This is a genomic window from Bradyrhizobium diazoefficiens, assembly GCF_016616885.1.
GTDB classification, from domain to species: Bacteria; Pseudomonadota; Alphaproteobacteria; order Rhizobiales; family Xanthobacteraceae; genus Bradyrhizobium; species Bradyrhizobium diazoefficiens_F.
This window is the reverse complement of record NZ_CP067102.1, coordinates 1506449-1522490: the sequence shown is the minus strand read 5'-3', so window position 1 is coordinate 1522490 and position 16042 is coordinate 1506449. Positions and strand designations below refer to the sequence as shown.

Annotated in this window: 15 protein-coding genes and 2 pseudogenes; 4 read left to right on the top strand and 13 right to left on the bottom strand. The window is 60.7% G+C overall.

Features of this window, described 5'->3' with window-relative positions; genetic code table 11:
- The first annotated feature begins 374 nt into the window (after positions 1-374).
- Together JJC00_RS07065 and JJC00_RS07060 are read left to right on the top strand one after the other, a co-directional pair.
- A complete protein-coding gene (locus tag JJC00_RS07065; protein ID WP_200471966.1) occupies positions 375-959 on the top strand; it encodes a hypothetical protein in 585 nt (194 codons plus the stop codon).
- On the top strand, positions 956-1558 hold the full coding sequence (locus JJC00_RS07060) for a hypothetical protein (RefSeq protein WP_200471965.1): 603 nt from the start codon (positions 956-958) through the stop codon (positions 1556-1558). The genes JJC00_RS07065 and JJC00_RS07060 overlap by 4 nt, the downstream gene beginning before the upstream one ends.
- 164 nt (positions 1559-1722) lie before the next feature.
- On the opposite strand, the pseudogene JJC00_RS07055 reads toward JJC00_RS07060, so the two are convergent.
- Positions 1723-2481, bottom strand: a pseudogene (locus tag JJC00_RS07055) (IS5 family transposase).
- A gap of 271 nt (positions 2482-2752) precedes the next feature.
- Between JJC00_RS07055 and JJC00_RS07050 the strand changes: the two are divergent.
- On the top strand, positions 2753-3550 hold the full coding sequence (locus JJC00_RS07050) for a hypothetical protein (RefSeq protein WP_200471964.1): 798 nt from the start codon (positions 2753-2755) through the stop codon (positions 3548-3550).
- A 2-nt stretch (positions 3551-3552) separates the two neighbouring features.
- The gene (locus tag JJC00_RS07045; RefSeq protein ID WP_200471963.1) at positions 3553-4083 is read left to right on the top strand and encodes a hypothetical protein; all 531 of its coding nucleotides are present in this window, start codon (positions 3553-3555) and stop codon (positions 4081-4083) included.
- 465 nt (positions 4084-4548) lie between these two features.
- On the opposite strand, the gene JJC00_RS07040 is transcribed toward JJC00_RS07045, so the two are convergent.
- The 12 genes and pseudogenes from JJC00_RS07040 to JJC00_RS06985 form a co-directional block, all read right to left on the bottom strand.
- Positions 4549-5634: an IS5 family transposase gene (locus JJC00_RS07040; RefSeq protein WP_200474008.1), complete on the bottom strand. Its 1086-nt coding sequence runs from the start codon at positions 5632-5634 to the stop codon at positions 4549-4551.
- A 318-nt stretch (positions 5635-5952) separates the two neighbouring features.
- Positions 5953-6099: pseudogene (ccoS, locus tag JJC00_RS37845) on the bottom strand (cbb3-type cytochrome oxidase assembly protein CcoS); the annotation flags it as partial.
- Entirely contained in the window at positions 6099-8288 is a 2190-nt protein-coding gene (locus JJC00_RS07030) for a heavy metal translocating P-type ATPase (protein ID WP_200471961.1), read from the bottom strand. The pseudogene ccoS and the gene JJC00_RS07030, both read right to left, overlap by 1 nt.
- An 11-nt stretch (positions 8289-8299) precedes the next feature.
- A complete protein-coding gene (locus JJC00_RS07025; RefSeq protein WP_200471960.1) occupies positions 8300-8800 on the bottom strand; it encodes a FixH family protein in 501 nt (166 codons plus the stop codon).
- A 19-nt stretch (positions 8801-8819) separates the two neighbouring features.
- On the bottom strand, positions 8820-10280 hold the full coding sequence (gene ccoG / locus JJC00_RS07020) for a cytochrome c oxidase accessory protein CcoG (protein ID WP_200474007.1): 1461 nt from the start codon (positions 10278-10280) through the stop codon (positions 8820-8822).
- A gap of 93 nt (positions 10281-10373) precedes the next feature.
- On the bottom strand, positions 10374-11246 hold the full coding sequence (gene ccoP / locus JJC00_RS07015; RefSeq protein ID WP_200471959.1) for a cytochrome-c oxidase, cbb3-type subunit III: 873 nt from the start codon (positions 11244-11246) through the stop codon (positions 10374-10376).
- Positions 11247-11249: 3 nt separating this feature from the next.
- Complete coding sequence (locus JJC00_RS07010) at positions 11250-11414, bottom strand: cbb3-type cytochrome c oxidase subunit 3 (protein ID WP_200471958.1); 165 nt, start codon at positions 11412-11414, stop codon at positions 11250-11252.
- Between the two features lie 12 nt (positions 11415-11426).
- Entirely contained in the window at positions 11427-12161 is a 735-nt protein-coding gene (ccoO, locus tag JJC00_RS07005) for a cytochrome-c oxidase, cbb3-type subunit II (protein ID WP_200471957.1), read from the bottom strand.
- 8 nt (positions 12162-12169) lie between these two features.
- Positions 12170-13795 carry a cytochrome-c oxidase, cbb3-type subunit I gene (ccoN, locus tag JJC00_RS07000; protein WP_433996513.1) on the bottom strand — a complete coding sequence of 542 codons (1626 nt, stop codon included), beginning with the start codon at positions 13793-13795 and terminating at the stop codon, positions 12170-12172.
- Positions 13796-13885: 90 nt separating this feature from the next.
- Positions 13886-14335 (bottom strand): DUF6455 family protein, encoded by a 450-nt coding sequence (locus JJC00_RS06995; protein ID WP_200471955.1) that lies wholly within the window; start codon positions 14333-14335, stop codon positions 13886-13888.
- A gap of 67 nt (positions 14336-14402) precedes the next feature.
- Complete coding sequence (gene hemN / locus JJC00_RS06990; protein ID WP_200471954.1) at positions 14403-15737, bottom strand: oxygen-independent coproporphyrinogen III oxidase; 1335 nt, start codon at positions 15735-15737, stop codon at positions 14403-14405.
- A gap of 15 nt (positions 15738-15752) precedes the next feature.
- On the bottom strand, positions 15753-15980 hold the full coding sequence (locus JJC00_RS06985; RefSeq protein ID WP_200471953.1) for a hypothetical protein: 228 nt from the start codon (positions 15978-15980) through the stop codon (positions 15753-15755).
- Positions 15981-16042 lie beyond the last annotated feature (62 nt).

The window sequence follows — 16042 nt, the reverse complement described above, 5'->3', positions numbered from 1 at the left end:
GCCATGATCCGACTGAGAGCATTCTTGTCGGAGTCTGCTGCGGACGAATGGCGCGAGATCGCCAGTGCGCCGTTCGATCGTGAGATCGAGGTTGCCATCATTGACTGGCGGTAATGCTTTGCGTTGTTTCCCCGTACCGAATCGGCAGGGAAACACTTGCGACGAAAGCAAATCGAACTACGTCAAACACGTAACTAAAATCGGTAAAATCGAGGTTGCGGCCCGTGTTTAGCGGGCTTCGGTACAATGGTCGCGCTGCAATTAAGAATCCGCCGTGTGCGGCAAGAGAAATGCCCGACCAAAGTCTAGCCTTCTGTCTTTTTGCTTGTGCACCTCCATAAGTTGCGAAATGATCCGCCGCCTTGGGGGCGAAAGTGCAAAAATTCTTAGTAGCCATTTTGACAATCGTAAGCGTCGCCTTGAGCGTGACCCTTGGGGTCGTACTTCAAGAGCCCGAAGTCTCAACCATTGAAATCGATCGAGACAGGGCCACTCTCAGCTCACAGATATCGACTACGCAAGAGGAGAGCGAAAAGTACGGACCGGGACTTCTCAGATCTCTAATCGAGATTCGGCTCGCAATCGCGCGAAATACGCTGGCCATGCTCGACCAAAAACGAGCTTCTTTCGTCAAACGCATCACGCTGGATTATCGGCTGGACGGTCGGCCGGTTCACGACGCATCCGACCAAGAACTAAACATGATCCTTGAAGAGCTCTCGCAGGCAGAGAAGAAGGCTGCCGCCTCTAAGCTTGAGGCCGCGAGGTACTCCGGCGGGCTGGCTCAGGCGATGTCTCTTTTGAAGGCAGAAACTGACGAGTTGAGTGTATCTCAACTCCGATTGAAATTTTACTCCGCAAAGCATGGAATTCCAATGTCGCTTCCGACTCTCACCGAGAATTCGAGCAAGCCTACTCAACCACCGGGCAAAGTCGTAAAGGATCGTGACGCGCTATGAAGTATGCTCTTGGCCTGATTGCATTCGCAGCATCGTGCCTCGCCTCGCCTACGCACGCACAGTCGCTCGCAACAGATGCTCCGATCGGTCTTGTTTGGGGAAGTTCCTCTGCTGAGGTTCAAGCCAAAGGGATAGAACTCAAAGAAGTTGAAGGAACGGACTTCGGAAAGAGCTACCTCGCATCGAAGTTGGAAAAGGCGCTGGCCGACCAAAGCGCAGCCTTATTGTCGTTTGGGTTCAACGACAAACTTTGGCGTGTCCTTATAACCAGCCGCCCATTCAGCGAAGACCCGGCAGGTAGTGCGGCGGTGGCTCGCTACGACGAGCTAGCCAGTCTACTGTCAGACAAATACGGAAAAGGCGCTCAAGTTCACAGGCTTGGTGAATCGATATACGCTCAATCGGGCTACTTCGTTGCGGGTATACGCGGCGGTCAATCGAGGTGGTTTACGAATTTCGATAACTCCAGTCTTTTCATTCAACTTGGTCTCACGGCAAGTGATAGCTCCACCGCAACGTGGCGCTTGATCTACGAGAACAAAATCTTTCGGCGAGACTTTGAGGCATCGAAGCGTTCACGCGAGAAGGGGACGTTATAGCCTCCTGAGACGCTAACGTTTCTGAACTGGCGGTGTCAGGTGACCTTGGTTCCATGATGGAAGCAGACAACTTAGTGACACCTTACGTCTTCATCGATGCGCAAGCATTTGTGCAAACGAAATTGGACTGGAGTTCAAATCGTTATCCAAGCTCGTCGAATTAGTTAGGGCGTGGACTCATAACGGCGCGGCCAGCCATAGCCGGATAGATGCGAGTTGGACGAAGGCAAGGTAGTCTCCCGCAAGCTGTCCTAGCGCGTCGCCACACGACGACATTGTTTGATCCTGTTGAAAAACGCGTTCGACCTGGTTGCGAGCGCGATAAAGGTACCGGCTGAAGCAGATCGGATCGCTGTGATTGCTTTTCGGGGGGATGTTGGCCCACGAGCCCTTTTTCATGGCCAGGTCTCTTGTCCAGTCGGCGTCATAGTCGCGGTCGGCAAGCGGCATTGACCCGGGCTTCAGGCGAGAGAGCAGTTTTCCGGCCAGCCGAACTTCGGGCTTCGCCGGGGTTCAACGGCAACCGTACCGGCAAACCATTGCTATCGACCACCGCGTGGATTTTACTCGTCAAGCCGCCGCGTGACCTTCCCATCGATTGGCACTGATTCCTAGTGATGTAGGCTCCATGTTGATGCACGCGGACCATCGAGGTGTCGATCATTTGGACAGCGGCATCTTGGGCAGCAGCAAGTGTGTCTATGATGCGGCCCCAGACATCAGCCCGCCGCCAACGGACGAACCGGTTATAGCATGTGGTGGACGGACCAAATATCTCGGGCAGATCACGCCAAGGTGCTCCAGAGCGCAAGACCCAGAACATGCCATTGAGGACTCGATGGTCGTTAATCCGTGAACGCCACGCGGCTTGTTCGGCAGCATGGGCTTGCGATCCATTCATCATCGGCGAGTTCGTAGTGCATGATTCGAGCCCCAGTTTCGAAGCTTGAATCACAGGGGGCTGACCGGACGCAACGCCTCTGGGCAGGTCCCAGTCGGACCCTTACGGAGTAAAAGCGGACATCAGCCAGCCGACAATCTCCGCTGAAACCGTCGAAAGTGACCCTAACCGGACGCCGGCTCTAGGAGCGGACGAAGGGCCGAAACAGGCTGTGCAACCGGGCGAGAAAAGCCTAAGATCGTCGTTAGCTTGCAATCGCAGCCTGAGTTCGGGTTCGGGAGGCGCGTAAGGATATGTGGAGAGTATTTTTCGGCGCCGGTATTTACTTTCTCTGTGTGAGCGTGGGTCCATCATTCTCGACAGATTTTGATCTGAAAAGCTTGCCTGGCCCGGGGCCGTCTCATCCCACCGTGCCGATCTCGCGTGAGACGACTGGTGGGATACCACCGTCGACGATCAAAATTGCCCCGCCGACTTCGCTGCCCTTGTCTGATCCGTGTGATGTAACCGGAAAGTCTCTCTACGAGCTACAGAAAATTTACAAGCACTGCCGAATTCGAACGGCTCCGGCCAATACTGAGGACGAGGAGGTGACGGGTGGGCTAGATGAACCGCAAATTGCAAACGCAAAGGCACTCAGGCGGTTTTTTCGAAGCGACCTAAGAGTTGAGCCCCTCATATGCCAAGCTCTTCTTCGTCTATACGATGAAAAGCCAAGCAAGAACGGCTGTGAAGGAAGAGTTACAAACCACGTCAAGTCAGTTAGCTACCTGGTAACTGCCACTGATAGTGTAGCTGGCACCTACGAGGTTGAGCTTCTCGGAAAGAGCTCGGAACTCGCGCTAAAATCACCCCATTGGATCGAGCGTCATCGATTTTACGTCGCTCTGGGCTTCAGCCGAAACCTTGAGCCTCAGATCACAGTCATTGACTTTGAGCCCATGGTCAGAACGACAGCAGAGCTTTTTCCGGAGCGCAGTGACCTCTTCGAGCACATAGGTCTCGAACACGACTCGGAAATTCGCGTGCTCCAAGACCGAATAAAAAGTTCGATAGCTGCTTCTTTACAACAAGCCACCGAGGCGAATTGATAATGCAGGCACGTACATTCCGTTACGCATGCGGGTTGTCGGTGCTGATGACCCATGTTGTGGCCATCGGGTGTATAGCGGTGGCCACACGGTTCACCGACTTTCGAGATCAAATAGGAAGTATCCTGATTGTTGCGCCAGTTACTCTGATCTATGCCAGCTCGTTTTTGAAATACGTGGTTGCAAATACCGCGCCCGCGCCTGCGGGGGCATTCGAACGCCTGGACGTTCTAGCGGCTCTAACGATGTACTTAGTGGTGGCAATTTTCTGTTTGAGCTTGCTTTATATCGTTGCGCGATTTGCGTTCTTCTCAAGCTATCAGGTTAACGAGTTCAAGATGTGGCTGGGAGCATCGGAAACTGCATTTGGCGCATTGATTGGTGTCGTTTTTGACCGCCTTTTTGGAGTTCAATCTGCGGCAATCAAGTCTGGCGGCGAGATTAGTGACGGACTGACTGTACAGCACACCAGCGGCCGAAGCGTCGAGCCACTTGGGTCCGTCGGCATCGAGAGAGCAAACGATAAAAGATAGAGCCAAACTTAATGCCCGGTGTTGGCCCATCGCGACATACTGCGCTACCCCACGAACTTGGTCGTTATAGGAGCAAAGCGGCGTAGTTAACAGTCACATGACGCCGCCGGGTTTATGGGTACACACCTAGTTCGCAGTGGCTACGTTCGCGTCCTTACGACGGGATAACTAAGCGAGAAACTTCGGAAAGGATCGTCGAGAGGCTAGGCCATGCCCTTGAGGGCATGAGAATACCTTTCTCTGCGAAATAGGGATGAGGTCGAGCTTGTAGTTCAAGTCGGGTTCGCGCGTCGTTTTGGTTACGGTGCTACGCATCATTGATCTGACGAAATCACGATCTAGCAGTTTGCTGAAAAACCTTGAAATGGAGAGTTTTCGTGTTCTTGCCGGTCGTTGTTGGGGGCGACGCGGTGGAGTTGGTTGTAATTTCCTAGGCTGGTGCTGGGTGTACCCTGACGCGGGTGGCTAAGCGGCAAGCAGTTTGGGAATGCGGATCAGGTTGTAGGCGATCAGATTGAGCAGGAAGTCGGCGGCGACGCGCGCGATGCCGCGATATTTGGTCTTGCGCATGGTGCCGTGCTGCTTGCCCCATCCGAAGATGCATTCGATCATCGCCCGGCGTGATTGCGACATGCCATATCCCGGATGCCGCGTGGTTCGTTCGTCGATGGCGCTGTTGCGGGTCTTGCCGGTTTTGGTGACGGCTTGGTTCTGCGTCACATGCGGCGTCACGCCGATGGCGCGAAGATTGGCGACATGATCGGCGGTATCGTACGCCTTGTCCTCACCGGCCGTGATGCGGCGACCTGCGGCTTTGCGTCTCGCCTTCAGCATGATCTCCGAAGCCCGGCGTTCGGCGGTGCCATTGGCATGCGTGACCCTGCCGGCCACCGCCAGCCCATGCCGGTTCTCCATGGTGGCGTGGCCCATATAGCAAAGCTTGGCTTCCCGTCCGGCCGCCTTGCGATAAAGTCTGCTGTCCGGGTCGCTGGTACTCGCATGGGTGTCGTTCTTGCGCTTCTGGCCGTGGAAGTTGGCGCCGTCATCATCGTCGCCGGAGCCGTCCTTGGGACGAAAACTCTTCTGTGAAGCCCAGGCTTCAATCAGCGTCCCGTCCACCGAGAAGTGCTCGTCCGACAGCAGCGGCTTGACCTGCGGATGGTTCAGAAGCCAGGTCATGAACTTCGTGAACACATCGCCGTTCTGCAGCCGCTCCCGGTTCTTGGTGAAGGTGGTCGGATCCCAGACCGGATCGTCCGGCGACAGCCCCACGAACCAGCGGTACAAAAGATTGTAGTCCAGTTGTTCCATCAACTGGCGTTCCGAGCGGATGCCGTAGAACACCTGCAGCAGCAAGGCGCTCAGCAATTGCTCCGGAGGGATCGAAGGACGTCCCTCGCTGGCGTAGAGCCTCCCAAGGCTGCGGTTCAAATCATTCAAGACATCCCGGACAAGTTCCCGGACCTTCCGCAGCGGATGGTTCGCTGGCACACGCTTTTCCGGCGCGATGTACGAAAACAGGCCGCCCTGATCCGTAAACCTGCCGCGCATGATCGCCTCCACCGAATCGGGATGATAAAGTGAATCATCAAGCCCTCTCCGTGGCGAGCGGGTTCTTCAGCAGACTGCTAGCGCATGTTCACGGCTGAAGCCGACATTCTTCTTGCGCTTCCGATAAACTGACCAATCCCCCAGCTGCTATTGATAGGTGGGCGGCCATGGCTGAGCGGCCGGGATCGTCCCGGATTGTCGAATCCCGCTCGGTCCGCCACGCGGGCGTCCTGATGGACGCTGCTGATGGCCTTCGCGCGGGTTGCGATCGCGTTGACGATGCTGGGCGCTCGCCGGGTGCGCCGAGGTGGAGGATGTCTCAGCCGGCTCATCGTCGGCGATCGCCCGCCAGGCGGCGCCATCCAGATCATCATACTGGCCGTTCTTGAGCGACCAGAGAAAGGCCGCGAGGCCGAACGCGCCAAGTACGATCGCAAGCGGCACCAGATAGAGCAGGACTTCCATCAGGCGGGCTCCCTCTGCCGGCGCGCGCGCAAGGCATTGAGCATCACGAGCAGCGACGAGGTGGACATCGCGGCCGCGGCGATCAGCGGCGTCACCAGGCCGGCCATGGCGAGCGGGACAGCGAGCGCGTTGTAGATCACCGCGAGCCAGAGGTTCTGCCGCATCAGCCGCACCGCCTGGCGCGAAATGGCGATCGCGGCTTGCACGGGTGCAAGCCGCTCGCCGAGGAACACCGCATGCGCCACCGACTGACTGAGGTGCGTCGCGCTGACCGGCGACATCGAGGCGTGAGCACCGGCCAGCGCCGGCGCATCGTTCAGGCCGTCTCCGACCATCAGCACCTTGTGGCCGTGGCGCGCGAGCTCGTCGATGCGGGCGATCTTGTCGACCGGGGTCACCTCGGCACGCCAATGATGAATGCCGAGCGTCTCGGCAGCGGCCCTGACGGCCGGCTCCCGGTCGCCGGACAGCATCTCCACCGTCAAGCCGACCCGCTGCAGCGCAGAGACGGTGTTCGCCGCATCAGGACGGATCCGCTGCCGGACTGCGAAGACATGGCGCGTCAAACCGTGTCGAAACGCGACGACGGATGCCTCGGGATCGTTCTGGAGAATCTGGTTAGCCGCCTCATCGGCGCCGCACCAGGACGGCCGCCCCAGCCTGATGTCGACGCCATCGACCACGCCGGAAACGCCCTGCCCCGGCACCTCCGCGATGTCCGGCAGCGGCGCTTTTGCGCCTGCCGCGCGCGCAACCGCGGCGGCGACCGGGTGCCGGCTGGACAGCGCCAGGCGGCCGGCCAAATCGAAGACATCGGCAGGAATTGACCCGGCATTTGCGACGTCGAGCTCGGGGAGAGTCAGCGTGCCGGTCTTATCGAAGATCACCCGATCGACCTCGGCGATCCGCTCGATCGCCTCACCTGCATTGAGCAACACGCCCGAGCCGAACAGGGCGCCGGAGGCCACCGTCTGAACGGCTGGGATGGCGAGGCCAAGCGCGCAGGGACAGGTGATGATGAGGACAGCGATGGCAATCACGACCGAATCGTGGAGCGTGGCGCCTGCGATAAGCCAGCCGGTCATGGTCAAGAGCGCGGTCGCGTGGACAAGCGGCGCGTAAAGCCGCGAGGCACGTTCGGCAAGGCGCAGATAGCGCGAACGCGATTGCAGGGCATTTTCCAACAGCCGCGAGATTTCAGACAGAAGCGTTGCTTCGCAGGCCGCCGAGACGCGCACGCGCAAGGCGCCGGATCGCACCAGGGTCCCGGCGTAGACCGCACTTCCGGCGATTGCCGTCGTTGGTCGCGTCTCGCCGGTGATCAGGCTTTGGTCAATCTCGGAGCGGCCGCTGAGGACAGCGCCGTCGACGGCCGACCGCTCGCCGGGACGGAGCAGCACGACATCACCGGGGCGGATCGCGGCGACGGGAACGGTGCGGATCTCCTCGTCAGTGATGAATTTCGTTGCCGTTTCCGCCTTCAGCGCGGCAAGATTGCCGGCAAAGGCGCGGGTACGCCGCCGCACATTCTGGTTGAGATAGCGGCCGGCCAGCAGGAACGCGATCAGCATGATCGCCGCGTCGAAATAGGCGTGCTCGGCATGCATCGCCGTTTCGAACAGCGACATCGCCAGCGCCAGGACGATGCCGATCGAAATCGGCACATCCATGTTGACACCGCGCGCACGCAGCGCCGCACAGGCCGACGCAAAGAAGGGCTGGGCCGAATAGGCTGCCGCCGGCAGCACGATCAGCGCGGAGAGCCAATGAAAGAAGTCGCGCTGCTCGCGCAGCATGTCGCCGAGATTGCCGGACCAGACCGGCACCGACAGCATCATCACATTCATCGCCGCGAAAGCGGCAACACCCAGGCGCCGCAGCAGCGCGCCCGCGAGGTCGGCCTCCCGTGTCTCTGCGCCCGCCGGCTCGAACGGATAGGCCTTGTAGCCGAGCTCGGCGAGACGAACGACGAAGAGCGCGGGATCCAACGCGCCCGCCTTCCACTCCAGGGCCAGGCGCCGATCGGTCAGATTGACCCGGGCCAGGGTGACATCCGGGATCTGCGACAAGTTGCGCTCGATCTTGGCCATGCAGCCGGCGCAACAGATGCCGTCGACCGCGAGATCGAGGCGCAGGCGATCGGGGCCGGACCTCTTCAGGAAGTGCGAAAAATCGATCGTCGATTGCATTCCCCCAGCCCTCAATTCAAAACGACGCGGTTGCGCGACAGGAACAGGCGCTTTCCGTCCCGATCGGCCTCGATCACCAGGTCCCACTGCCCCACCGCAACGCCATGCGCAATGCCGTGGTAGTTGCCGCCGCCCGCCTCGATCATCGCAAACGCCTGGTCGGCTCTGCGGTCGGTCGGCCGCTCGAGCCGGCCGAAGACCGACAGCCCGGCAAGCGGCGTGCCGTCCTGCGCCTTCGCGTCCACAGTCAGCCGGGCCGTCCCGCCGGCCTGGCGCTCGATATGCGCATCGATTTTCCAATCGCGCCCGTTCTGCTGATGTGCCGCCTGGATTTCCTTCTGATAGGCAAGGCTCACGCTATAGGCGCTGTCGACTTCGGTTCCCGGCAGCGTGGCAATGGCAAGCCGCATCATCACCGCGTTGACGCCGATCACGACGGCAAAGAAAGAGACTACGGCGATCAGGACGAAGCGCCCGGTGATCGGCCGTATGGCGGATGAAGACGTTGTCATGTCCGGTTTTCCTCAGATTTCAGGGCGTCACAAAATGATCGGTGGCGGAGGCAACCTCGCCGAGCCCGATGTCGGTGATGCGGAATTTCACCGGCTGGGTCTTCTCCGCTTTCTCGTCGAACGGCGCAGTCACCAGCACCCGCAACTCGGTGGTCGTATCGCGCGCAAGCACGATCATCGGCCGGTCCGGCGTGACGGAGTCGACGCCGACGATGTGGATCTGCGCATTGGCGGGGCCGTCGACATCGACGGCGATCACGCGATCAAATCCGCGCTTGTTGAGGAAGCGCAGCGTATAGCCGTTGCGGATCGCGCCGGCGCTGAGCTTGACCGCCACGGGGTTCCGGTCGTGCAGCACGTTCACGTCCAGCAGCGAGCGCGTCAGCAGCGCATGCAGCATCACCGCGCAAACCGTGGCGATCAGCGCGGCATAGACCACCGTCCGGGAACGGACCGGCTTGAAGAGTTCCGTCTTTCCGGATGTCCGCCGCTGCACATTGATGTCGTTGTCGTAGCCGATCAGGCGCGTCGGCCTGCCGATTCTCTTCATCACGTTATCGCAGGCGTCGATGCAAAGGCCGCACTGGATGCAGCCGAGCTGCGCGCCGTTGCGGATGTCGATGCCGGTCGGGCAGACCGCGACGCACTGGTTGCAATCGATGCACTCACCGATCTTCTCGCCCAGCGCGCGCAGGTCTCTTCCCTTCTTCATCGAACAGCGCGGCTCGCCGCGGTCGTATTTGTAGGTGACGTTGAGCGCCCACTCATCAGTAAGCGCGGCCTGGATGCGCGGCCATGGGCACATGTAGAGACAGACCTGCTCCCGTGCGTGGCCGGCCAGGAGATAGGTCGAAGCGGTGAGAATGCCGATCCAGATGTAGGCAATCGCCGGCGCCTGGAACGTGGCGAGATCCTTCACCAGCGTCGGTGCATCCGAGAAATAGAGGACCCAGGCGCCGCCGGTCCACCAGGCGATGATCAGCCAGATCGCCTGCTTCAACGCGCGCCGCGCCAGCCGCGCGGCCGTCAGCGGACCGGCATCGGCCTTGATTCGTGCGCGGCGGTCGCCCTCGGTCCAGCGCTCCACCGCGTAGAACAGGTCGGTCCACACCGTCTGTGGGCAGAGATAGCCGCACCAGGTGCGGCCGCCGAGCGCATTCATCAGGAACAAGGTGAAGGCAGCCAGGATCAGGAGCCCGGTGAAGTAGTAGAACTCCTGCGGCCACAGCTCGATGAAGAAGAAATAGAAGCGCTGGCTTTGAAAATCGATCAGCACGGCCTGGTCGGGCGCGCCGAGGCCCCGATTCCAGCGCACCAACGGCAGCAGGTAATAGACGCCGAGGCAGAGCGCCATCAGCCCCCATTTGATCCGCCGGAAGGTGCCCGAAACCCGTTGCGGATAGATTTTCTTCTGTGGTGCATAGAGCGGCAGATCATCATCGCCACCCATCAACTCCTTCGAAGTGACGTTCTTGGTCATCGGAACGCCCATCAAAATCCCCCGACAAGGCACCATTGCCCCAAGGCGGAACGGCTTCACCTGGGTGAACCGGTCAAACCTAGCCCGGCATTGCTATTTGCCACCGCCCAGCGAGTGGACGTAGACCGCCATCGCCTTGATGGTCGAAGGATCGAGCCGCCCTTCCCAGGCCGGCATGACGCCGGCGCGGCCATTGCTGATGGTCTCGATCAGGGTCGCCTCGTCCGAGCCGTAGAGCCAGATCTTGTCGGTCAAATTGGCGGCGCCGAGCTCCTGATTGCCCTTGCCGCTCTCCCCGTGACAGGCGACGCAATTGTCGGCAAAGATCTTCTCGCCCTTGGCGGCGTCATAACCTTTCCGGGTCGAGAGGCCCGACAGCGAGCGCACATAGTTGGCCACCGCGACGATCTCGTCCGACTTGAGCACGCCGTCCTTGCCGAAGGCGAGCATCTGGCCTTCATGCGCCTTGGCATGACCGGAGCGTGCGCCGAACTGGATGGTCTGCATGATCTGGTCGAGCGTGCCGCCCCAGAGCCAGTCGTCGTCGTTCAGATTTGGATAGCCCTTCGCGCCGGCGGCGCCGCTGCCGTGACAGGGCGCGCAATTGTCGCCGAACACCGTCTTGCCCCGCGCGCGCGCCAAGGCCAGGAGGGCCGGGTCCTTCTCGATGTCGGCCAGAGACGCGGTGCCAAGCGCCTTCATCCTTTCGCCGCGCAAGGCTTCGAGTTGGGCGAGATTTGCGGTCACGGCGGCGCGATTGGTGTAGTGCAGGACGCCGGCCGTATAGCCGCTCACCAGCGGCCAGGCCGGATAGACCACCCAATAGCCGAAGGCCCAGATGATGGTGGCGTAGAAGGTCAGCACCCACCAGCGGGGAAGCGGCGTATTCAGCTCCTTGATGCCGTCCCATTCGTGGCCCGTGGTCGACCGGCCGGTAATGTGGTCGGTGTCGTTGTGCTGGCTCATCCGTCAATCCTCCCGCAGCGGCAGTTTCGCCGCGGCATCGAACAGCGCCTTGTTGCGGGGACGCAGTGCATAAAAGACGATAGCAAGGAAGATGCCGACGAAGACCGGCGTCCAGAAATTGAGCACGAACTGCGACACCAGGTTTTCAACGGAGACAATCGCCTTCATCACAAATTGCCTTCAACGCAGATTGGCTTTTTCGTCGTAGAGCTTGAAGTCGACCAGCGTCCCTAGCATCTGCAGGTAGGCGACCAACGCATCGAGTTCGGTGGGTTGGCCGGCCTTGCCGTCGAAGTTGCGGACAACCGCATTTGGATAGCGCTTCTGGAACGCTTCGGCATCCGCGCCATCGGGATCGAGCTGCGCCTTGAGGTCGGCTTTGGCATGAGCGATCTGCTCGTCGGTATAAGGTACGCCGATTGCGCGGCTGGTCCGAAGATGCGCGGCGATGTCCTCAAGCTCGAGTTCGGTCGCAGCCAGCGATGGATACCCCGGCATCACCGATTGCGGCACGATCGCCCGCGGATCGGTCAGGTGCCGGACATGCCAATCATCGGAATATTTGGCGCCGACGCGGGCAAGATCAGGACCGGTACGCTTCGATCCCCACTGGAAGGGGTGATCGTACATGCTCTCGGCGGCCAGCGAGTAGTGCCCGTAGCGCTCCACTTCGTCCCGCAAGGGGCGGATCATCTGCGAGTGGCAGAGGTAGCAGCCCTCGCGGACATAGATGTTGCGCCCGGCAAGCTCGAGCGGCGTGTAGGGACGAAGGCCATCGACCGCCTCGATCGTGCTCTTGAGATAGAACAGCGGCGTGATTTCGACGAGACCGCCGATCGCGATGACCACGAGGATTCCACCGATCAGGATGGTCGCGTTCTTCTCGAAGATCTTGTGTCGGTTCCAGAAGGACATAGCACGACCTATTCGGCAGGCTGGAGCCGGCCGGCGGCGCGTGCCTCCTCGGCTTCGCCGGCCTGGACCGTCATCCAGAGATTGAAGGCCATGATCAGCGCGCCGATCAGGAACAACGCGCCCCCGGTTGCACGGATGATGTAGAACGGGTGCATGGCCTCGACGGTCTCGATGAAGGAATATTCAAGGAAGCCGAGCGAGGTGTAGGCGCGCCACATCAGGCCCTGCAGGATTCCCGACACCCACATCGCGGAGATGTAGAGCACGATGCCGAGGGTGGCGATCCAGAAGTGCCAGTTAACGAGCTTGAGGCTGTAGAGTCCGTTGCGATTCCACGCCCACGGCACCAGGCAGTACAGCGCGCCGAAGGAGACAAAGCCAACCCAGCCGAGCGCGCCGGAATGCACGTGCCCGATGGTCCAGTCGGTGTAGTGGCTGAGCGAGTTGACGACCTTGATCGCCATCATCGGGCCTTCGAACGTCGACATGCCGTAAAAGGCGACGGAGACGACAAGCATGCGCAGCACCGGGTCGGTGCGCAGCTTGTCCCAGGCGCCGGACAGCGTCATGAGCCCGTTGATCATGCCGCCCCAGGAGGGCATCCACAGCATGATCGAGAAGGTCATGCCGAGCGTCTGCACCCAGTCAGGCAGCGCGGTGTAGTGTAGATGGTGCGGGCCGGCCCAGATGTAGAGGAAGATCAGCGCCCAGAAATGGATGATCGAGAGCCGGTAGGAATAGACCGGCCGCTCGGCGCGCTTGGGGATGAAATAGTACATGATCGCGAGGAAACCGGCGGTGAGGAAGAAGCCGACCGCATTGTGCCCGTACCACCACTGGAACATGGCGTCCTGAACACCACCCCAGGCAATGTAGGACTTCGAGCCGAACACGGAGACCGGCAGCGCGGGGTTGTTGCCGAGGTGGAGCACGGCGATTGTGACGATGAACGCCAGATAAAACCAGTTGGCGACGAAGATGTGCGGTTCCTTGCGCTTGACCAGAGTAGCCAGGAACACCAGCAGATAAGTCACCCAAACGATTGTCAGCCACAGATCGGCGTACCACTCGGGCTCGGCATATTCCTTCGACTGCGTCACTCCGAGCAGATAGCCGGTGCCGGCGATCACGATGAAGAAGTTGTAGCCGAGCACGACGAACCAGGGCGCGAGATCGCCGGCAAGCCGGGTGCGGCAGGTCTTCTGCACGACGTAGAACGAGGTCGCGATCAGGACGTTGCCGCCGAACGCGAAGATCACGGCCGACGTGTGCAGCGGACGCAGGCGGCCGAAGCTGGTCCAGGGCAGATCGAGATTAAGCGCGGGCCATGCCAGTTGCGAGGCGATGATCAGCCCGACGGCAAAGCCGGCAATGCCCCAGAACATCGCCGCCACGGATGCGAACTTGATCGGTCCCAGATTGTAATTGGGACGCCCGTTGATCTCCTGCGGGGGCAGTCTGGCCGGGCGATCATAGTAGCGGTTGAGGATCGCAAACGCCGCCGCGATGCTGGCGGCGCAGCTAAGCGAGGCGTGAAAGGCGAACGGGGCGTCATGCGCGAATCCCGCGCCGATCAGGCAAATGAATGCGAGCACCGCAAACAGCGGCCACAACGTCGCTTCTCCGATCGTCATCGATTTTGCGCCGGCGGAGACGTTCGTCATGGTGCGACATCCTCGAGGAGTGGCTCAGGGAGGCACGCGCGGCGCCCGGGCTGATCGACATCAATTGTGGGTGGCGGGGACCGGCAGATTTTGTGGGGCGCACCGCTGCACATCGTCCGCCAACGCCCGCAGCGTCTGCTCATTTGGGCAGTATTTTGCGGGCGTCGCTTGCCGCGCGTGATTCAAGTCCCGGGCGCAGCGCGCCTTGGACGAGCATTGGCTGCACACGCGTCGCAGATCGCGGAGCACGTCACCGTGAGATGCCTCCACGTCGTCCTCAGCAAGGCCAGCATGGGAGAGGCGCCTGCTCAGGGACTGAAGCGAACCCGAAGGTTTCAAGATCAGCGCAGCGAGCTCCGTCCTGGAAAGATTCAGCTCGCGCGCGATCACCTCGATCTCCCGCTGGTCCAGCCGCTGCAACTCGTTCCTGCGATCCATGACACCTTTCAAGCGGTCACGGAGATTGCCGAACAATGTGCTGCATGTCTTGGCGGCCGCTTCAATCAACATGTGACGATTTGGGTCCCTTTCTCGATGATGTGTTACATCCGCCAAGGGACGTTGTCGTTGATGCAGATCAAATTGCGCTGCTGAACTGGGCCGCCTGCGCGCATCGATAGGTATCGAAAGTTGCGGCGATGACGCGAACGACGGCCCGGCCGGCTTGCGTGACTGTCAACTTCGCGCCATCGATCTCGACCAGCCCCTCCGATTGCATCGATGCCAGCCTCGCCATTTCATTGCGGAACTCGGCATTTGGCGCGACGGCATCGAGATCGACACTGAAATCGCACATGAGCCGCTCGATGATGTGCGCGCGCTGCCGGTCGTTTTCATCGCGCCGGCATCCCCTGGCTGAGGCGAGTGAGCCGGCAGCGATGGCACCGACATATCTCGGAACATCGGCTGCGTTCTGCACGAAGCCGTCCGTGAAGGTCGATATCGAGGAGGCGCCGAGGCCGAGAAGAACGCCGCTGGCATCCTCGGTATAGCCCTGGAAATTGCGATGCAGCGTCCCGCCTGCTGCGGCGCTTGCGAGCGCATCGCCGGGCCTGGCAAAATGATCGATGCCGATTCGCACATAGCCGGCACCAATCAGCTCCTCGGACATGACCTCGGCCTGCTCAATGCGCTGATCCTGCGACGGCAGTTTGACTTCATCGATGCGCCGCTGGTTGGCCTTGAGCCGCGGCAGGTGCGCATAGCCGAAACACGCGATGCGGTCGGGCGCCATCGCCGCGACCAACGTACACGTCTTGTGGATCGAGGCGGCTGTCTGCAGCGGCAGCCCATACATCAGATCGACGTTCAGATTTCTGATTCCGGCCGACCGCAATCGTTCGACGGCCGTCTCGATGACAGGCAGCGGCTGGAGGCGGCCGATCGCGGCCTGGACCAAAGGATTGATGTCCTGGACGCCCAGGCTCGCACGGCTGACGCCGAGCTCCGCCAGGACCGCCACGAGCGCGACAGTCACGTGGCGTGGATCGAGCTCGATCGCGTGCTCGAGGGCGTTCGCAAACCGAAAGCGATGACGGAGCGCGGCGATGACGGATCGCAGGCCGTCAGCTCCAAGAATGCTCGGCGTTCCGCCGCCCCAGTGCAGCCGGGCAATTTGGGGCCTCCCCCCGACCAGGCTCGCAACAAGATCGATCTCGGCTTCAAGCGCGCGGCGATAGGCACCGACCACGTCATCACGGACGGCCATTTTGGTGTTGCAGCCGCAGTACAGGCATATCCTTCGGCAATAGGGCACGTGAAGATAGACCGATACGGCCTGACCCGCCCCGAGGCCGGCGAGCCAGGCCTCGTGATCTTTCGCGCCGACGTCGGCTGAGAAATCGGCGGCAGTCGGATAAGACGTATAGCGCGGTACATTGTAGCCCGCATAACGGCGCACGAGGGGGTTCAAGACACATCGACCTTGCTAGGAGGCCCGGGCCCGCTCCAGCGCGGCCGGCGCCCGGAATTCGACCGCATCTGCGAAGATCGTCCAGTCATGGACGTGCCTCTCCCGGCAAAAATCGGCTTCCGCTCGTCCAACTGCGTCCGTGAGGGACGGAGCTTCGATGCTGAACGCCGCCTCGCACGCGCGATGCTTCTGCCCCCTGTCGTCGCAGACTGTCTTGATAAAGCGCACCTCAAATAAGGCCATTGTGTTCTCCTGTTTGCCGACATGTTGCTCAGAACCGGAGCGAAGTCCTTGAGCAAGATCAA

What these genes read in the sequence shown, in the direction of transcription:
- JJC00_RS07025 (WP_200471960.1), bottom strand. Translation starts at nt 8,800, where the DNA reads ATGACAACGTCTTCATCCGCCATACGGCCGATCACCGGGCGCTTCGTC.
- JJC00_RS07030 (WP_200471961.1), bottom strand. Translation starts at nt 8,288, where the DNA reads ATGCAATCGACGATCGATTTTTCGCACTTCCTGAAGAGGTCCGGCCCC.
- JJC00_RS06995 (WP_200471955.1), bottom strand. Translation starts at nt 14,335, where the DNA reads ATGTTGATTGAAGCGGCCGCCAAGACATGCAGCACATTGTTCGGCAAT.
- ccoG (WP_200474007.1), bottom strand. Translation starts at nt 10,280, where the DNA reads ATGACCAAGAACGTCACTTCGAAGGAGTTGATGGGTGGCGATGATGAT.
- ccoN (WP_433996513.1), bottom strand. Translation starts at nt 13,795, where the DNA reads ATGACGATCGGAGAAGCGACGTTGTGGCCGCTGTTTGCGGTGCTCGCA.
- JJC00_RS07050 (WP_200471964.1), top strand. Translation starts at nt 2,753, where the DNA reads ATGTGGAGAGTATTTTTCGGCGCCGGTATTTACTTTCTCTGTGTGAGC.
- JJC00_RS07010 (WP_200471958.1), bottom strand. Translation starts at nt 11,414, where the DNA reads ATGAAGGCGATTGTCTCCGTTGAAAACCTGGTGTCGCAGTTCGTGCTC.
- ccoP (WP_200471959.1), bottom strand. Translation starts at nt 11,246, where the DNA reads ATGAGCCAGCACAACGACACCGACCACATTACCGGCCGGTCGACCACG.
- JJC00_RS06985 (WP_200471953.1), bottom strand. Translation starts at nt 15,980, where the DNA reads ATGGCCTTATTTGAGGTGCGCTTTATCAAGACAGTCTGCGACGACAGG.
- JJC00_RS07060 (WP_200471965.1), top strand. Translation starts at nt 956, where the DNA reads ATGAAGTATGCTCTTGGCCTGATTGCATTCGCAGCATCGTGCCTCGCC.
- ccoO (WP_200471957.1), bottom strand. Translation starts at nt 12,161, where the DNA reads ATGTCCTTCTGGAACCGACACAAGATCTTCGAGAAGAACGCGACCATC.
- JJC00_RS07045 (WP_200471963.1), top strand. Translation starts at nt 3,553, where the DNA reads ATGCAGGCACGTACATTCCGTTACGCATGCGGGTTGTCGGTGCTGATG.
- JJC00_RS07040 (WP_200474008.1), bottom strand. Translation starts at nt 5,634, where the DNA reads ATGCGCGGCAGGTTTACGGATCAGGGCGGCCTGTTTTCGTACATCGCG.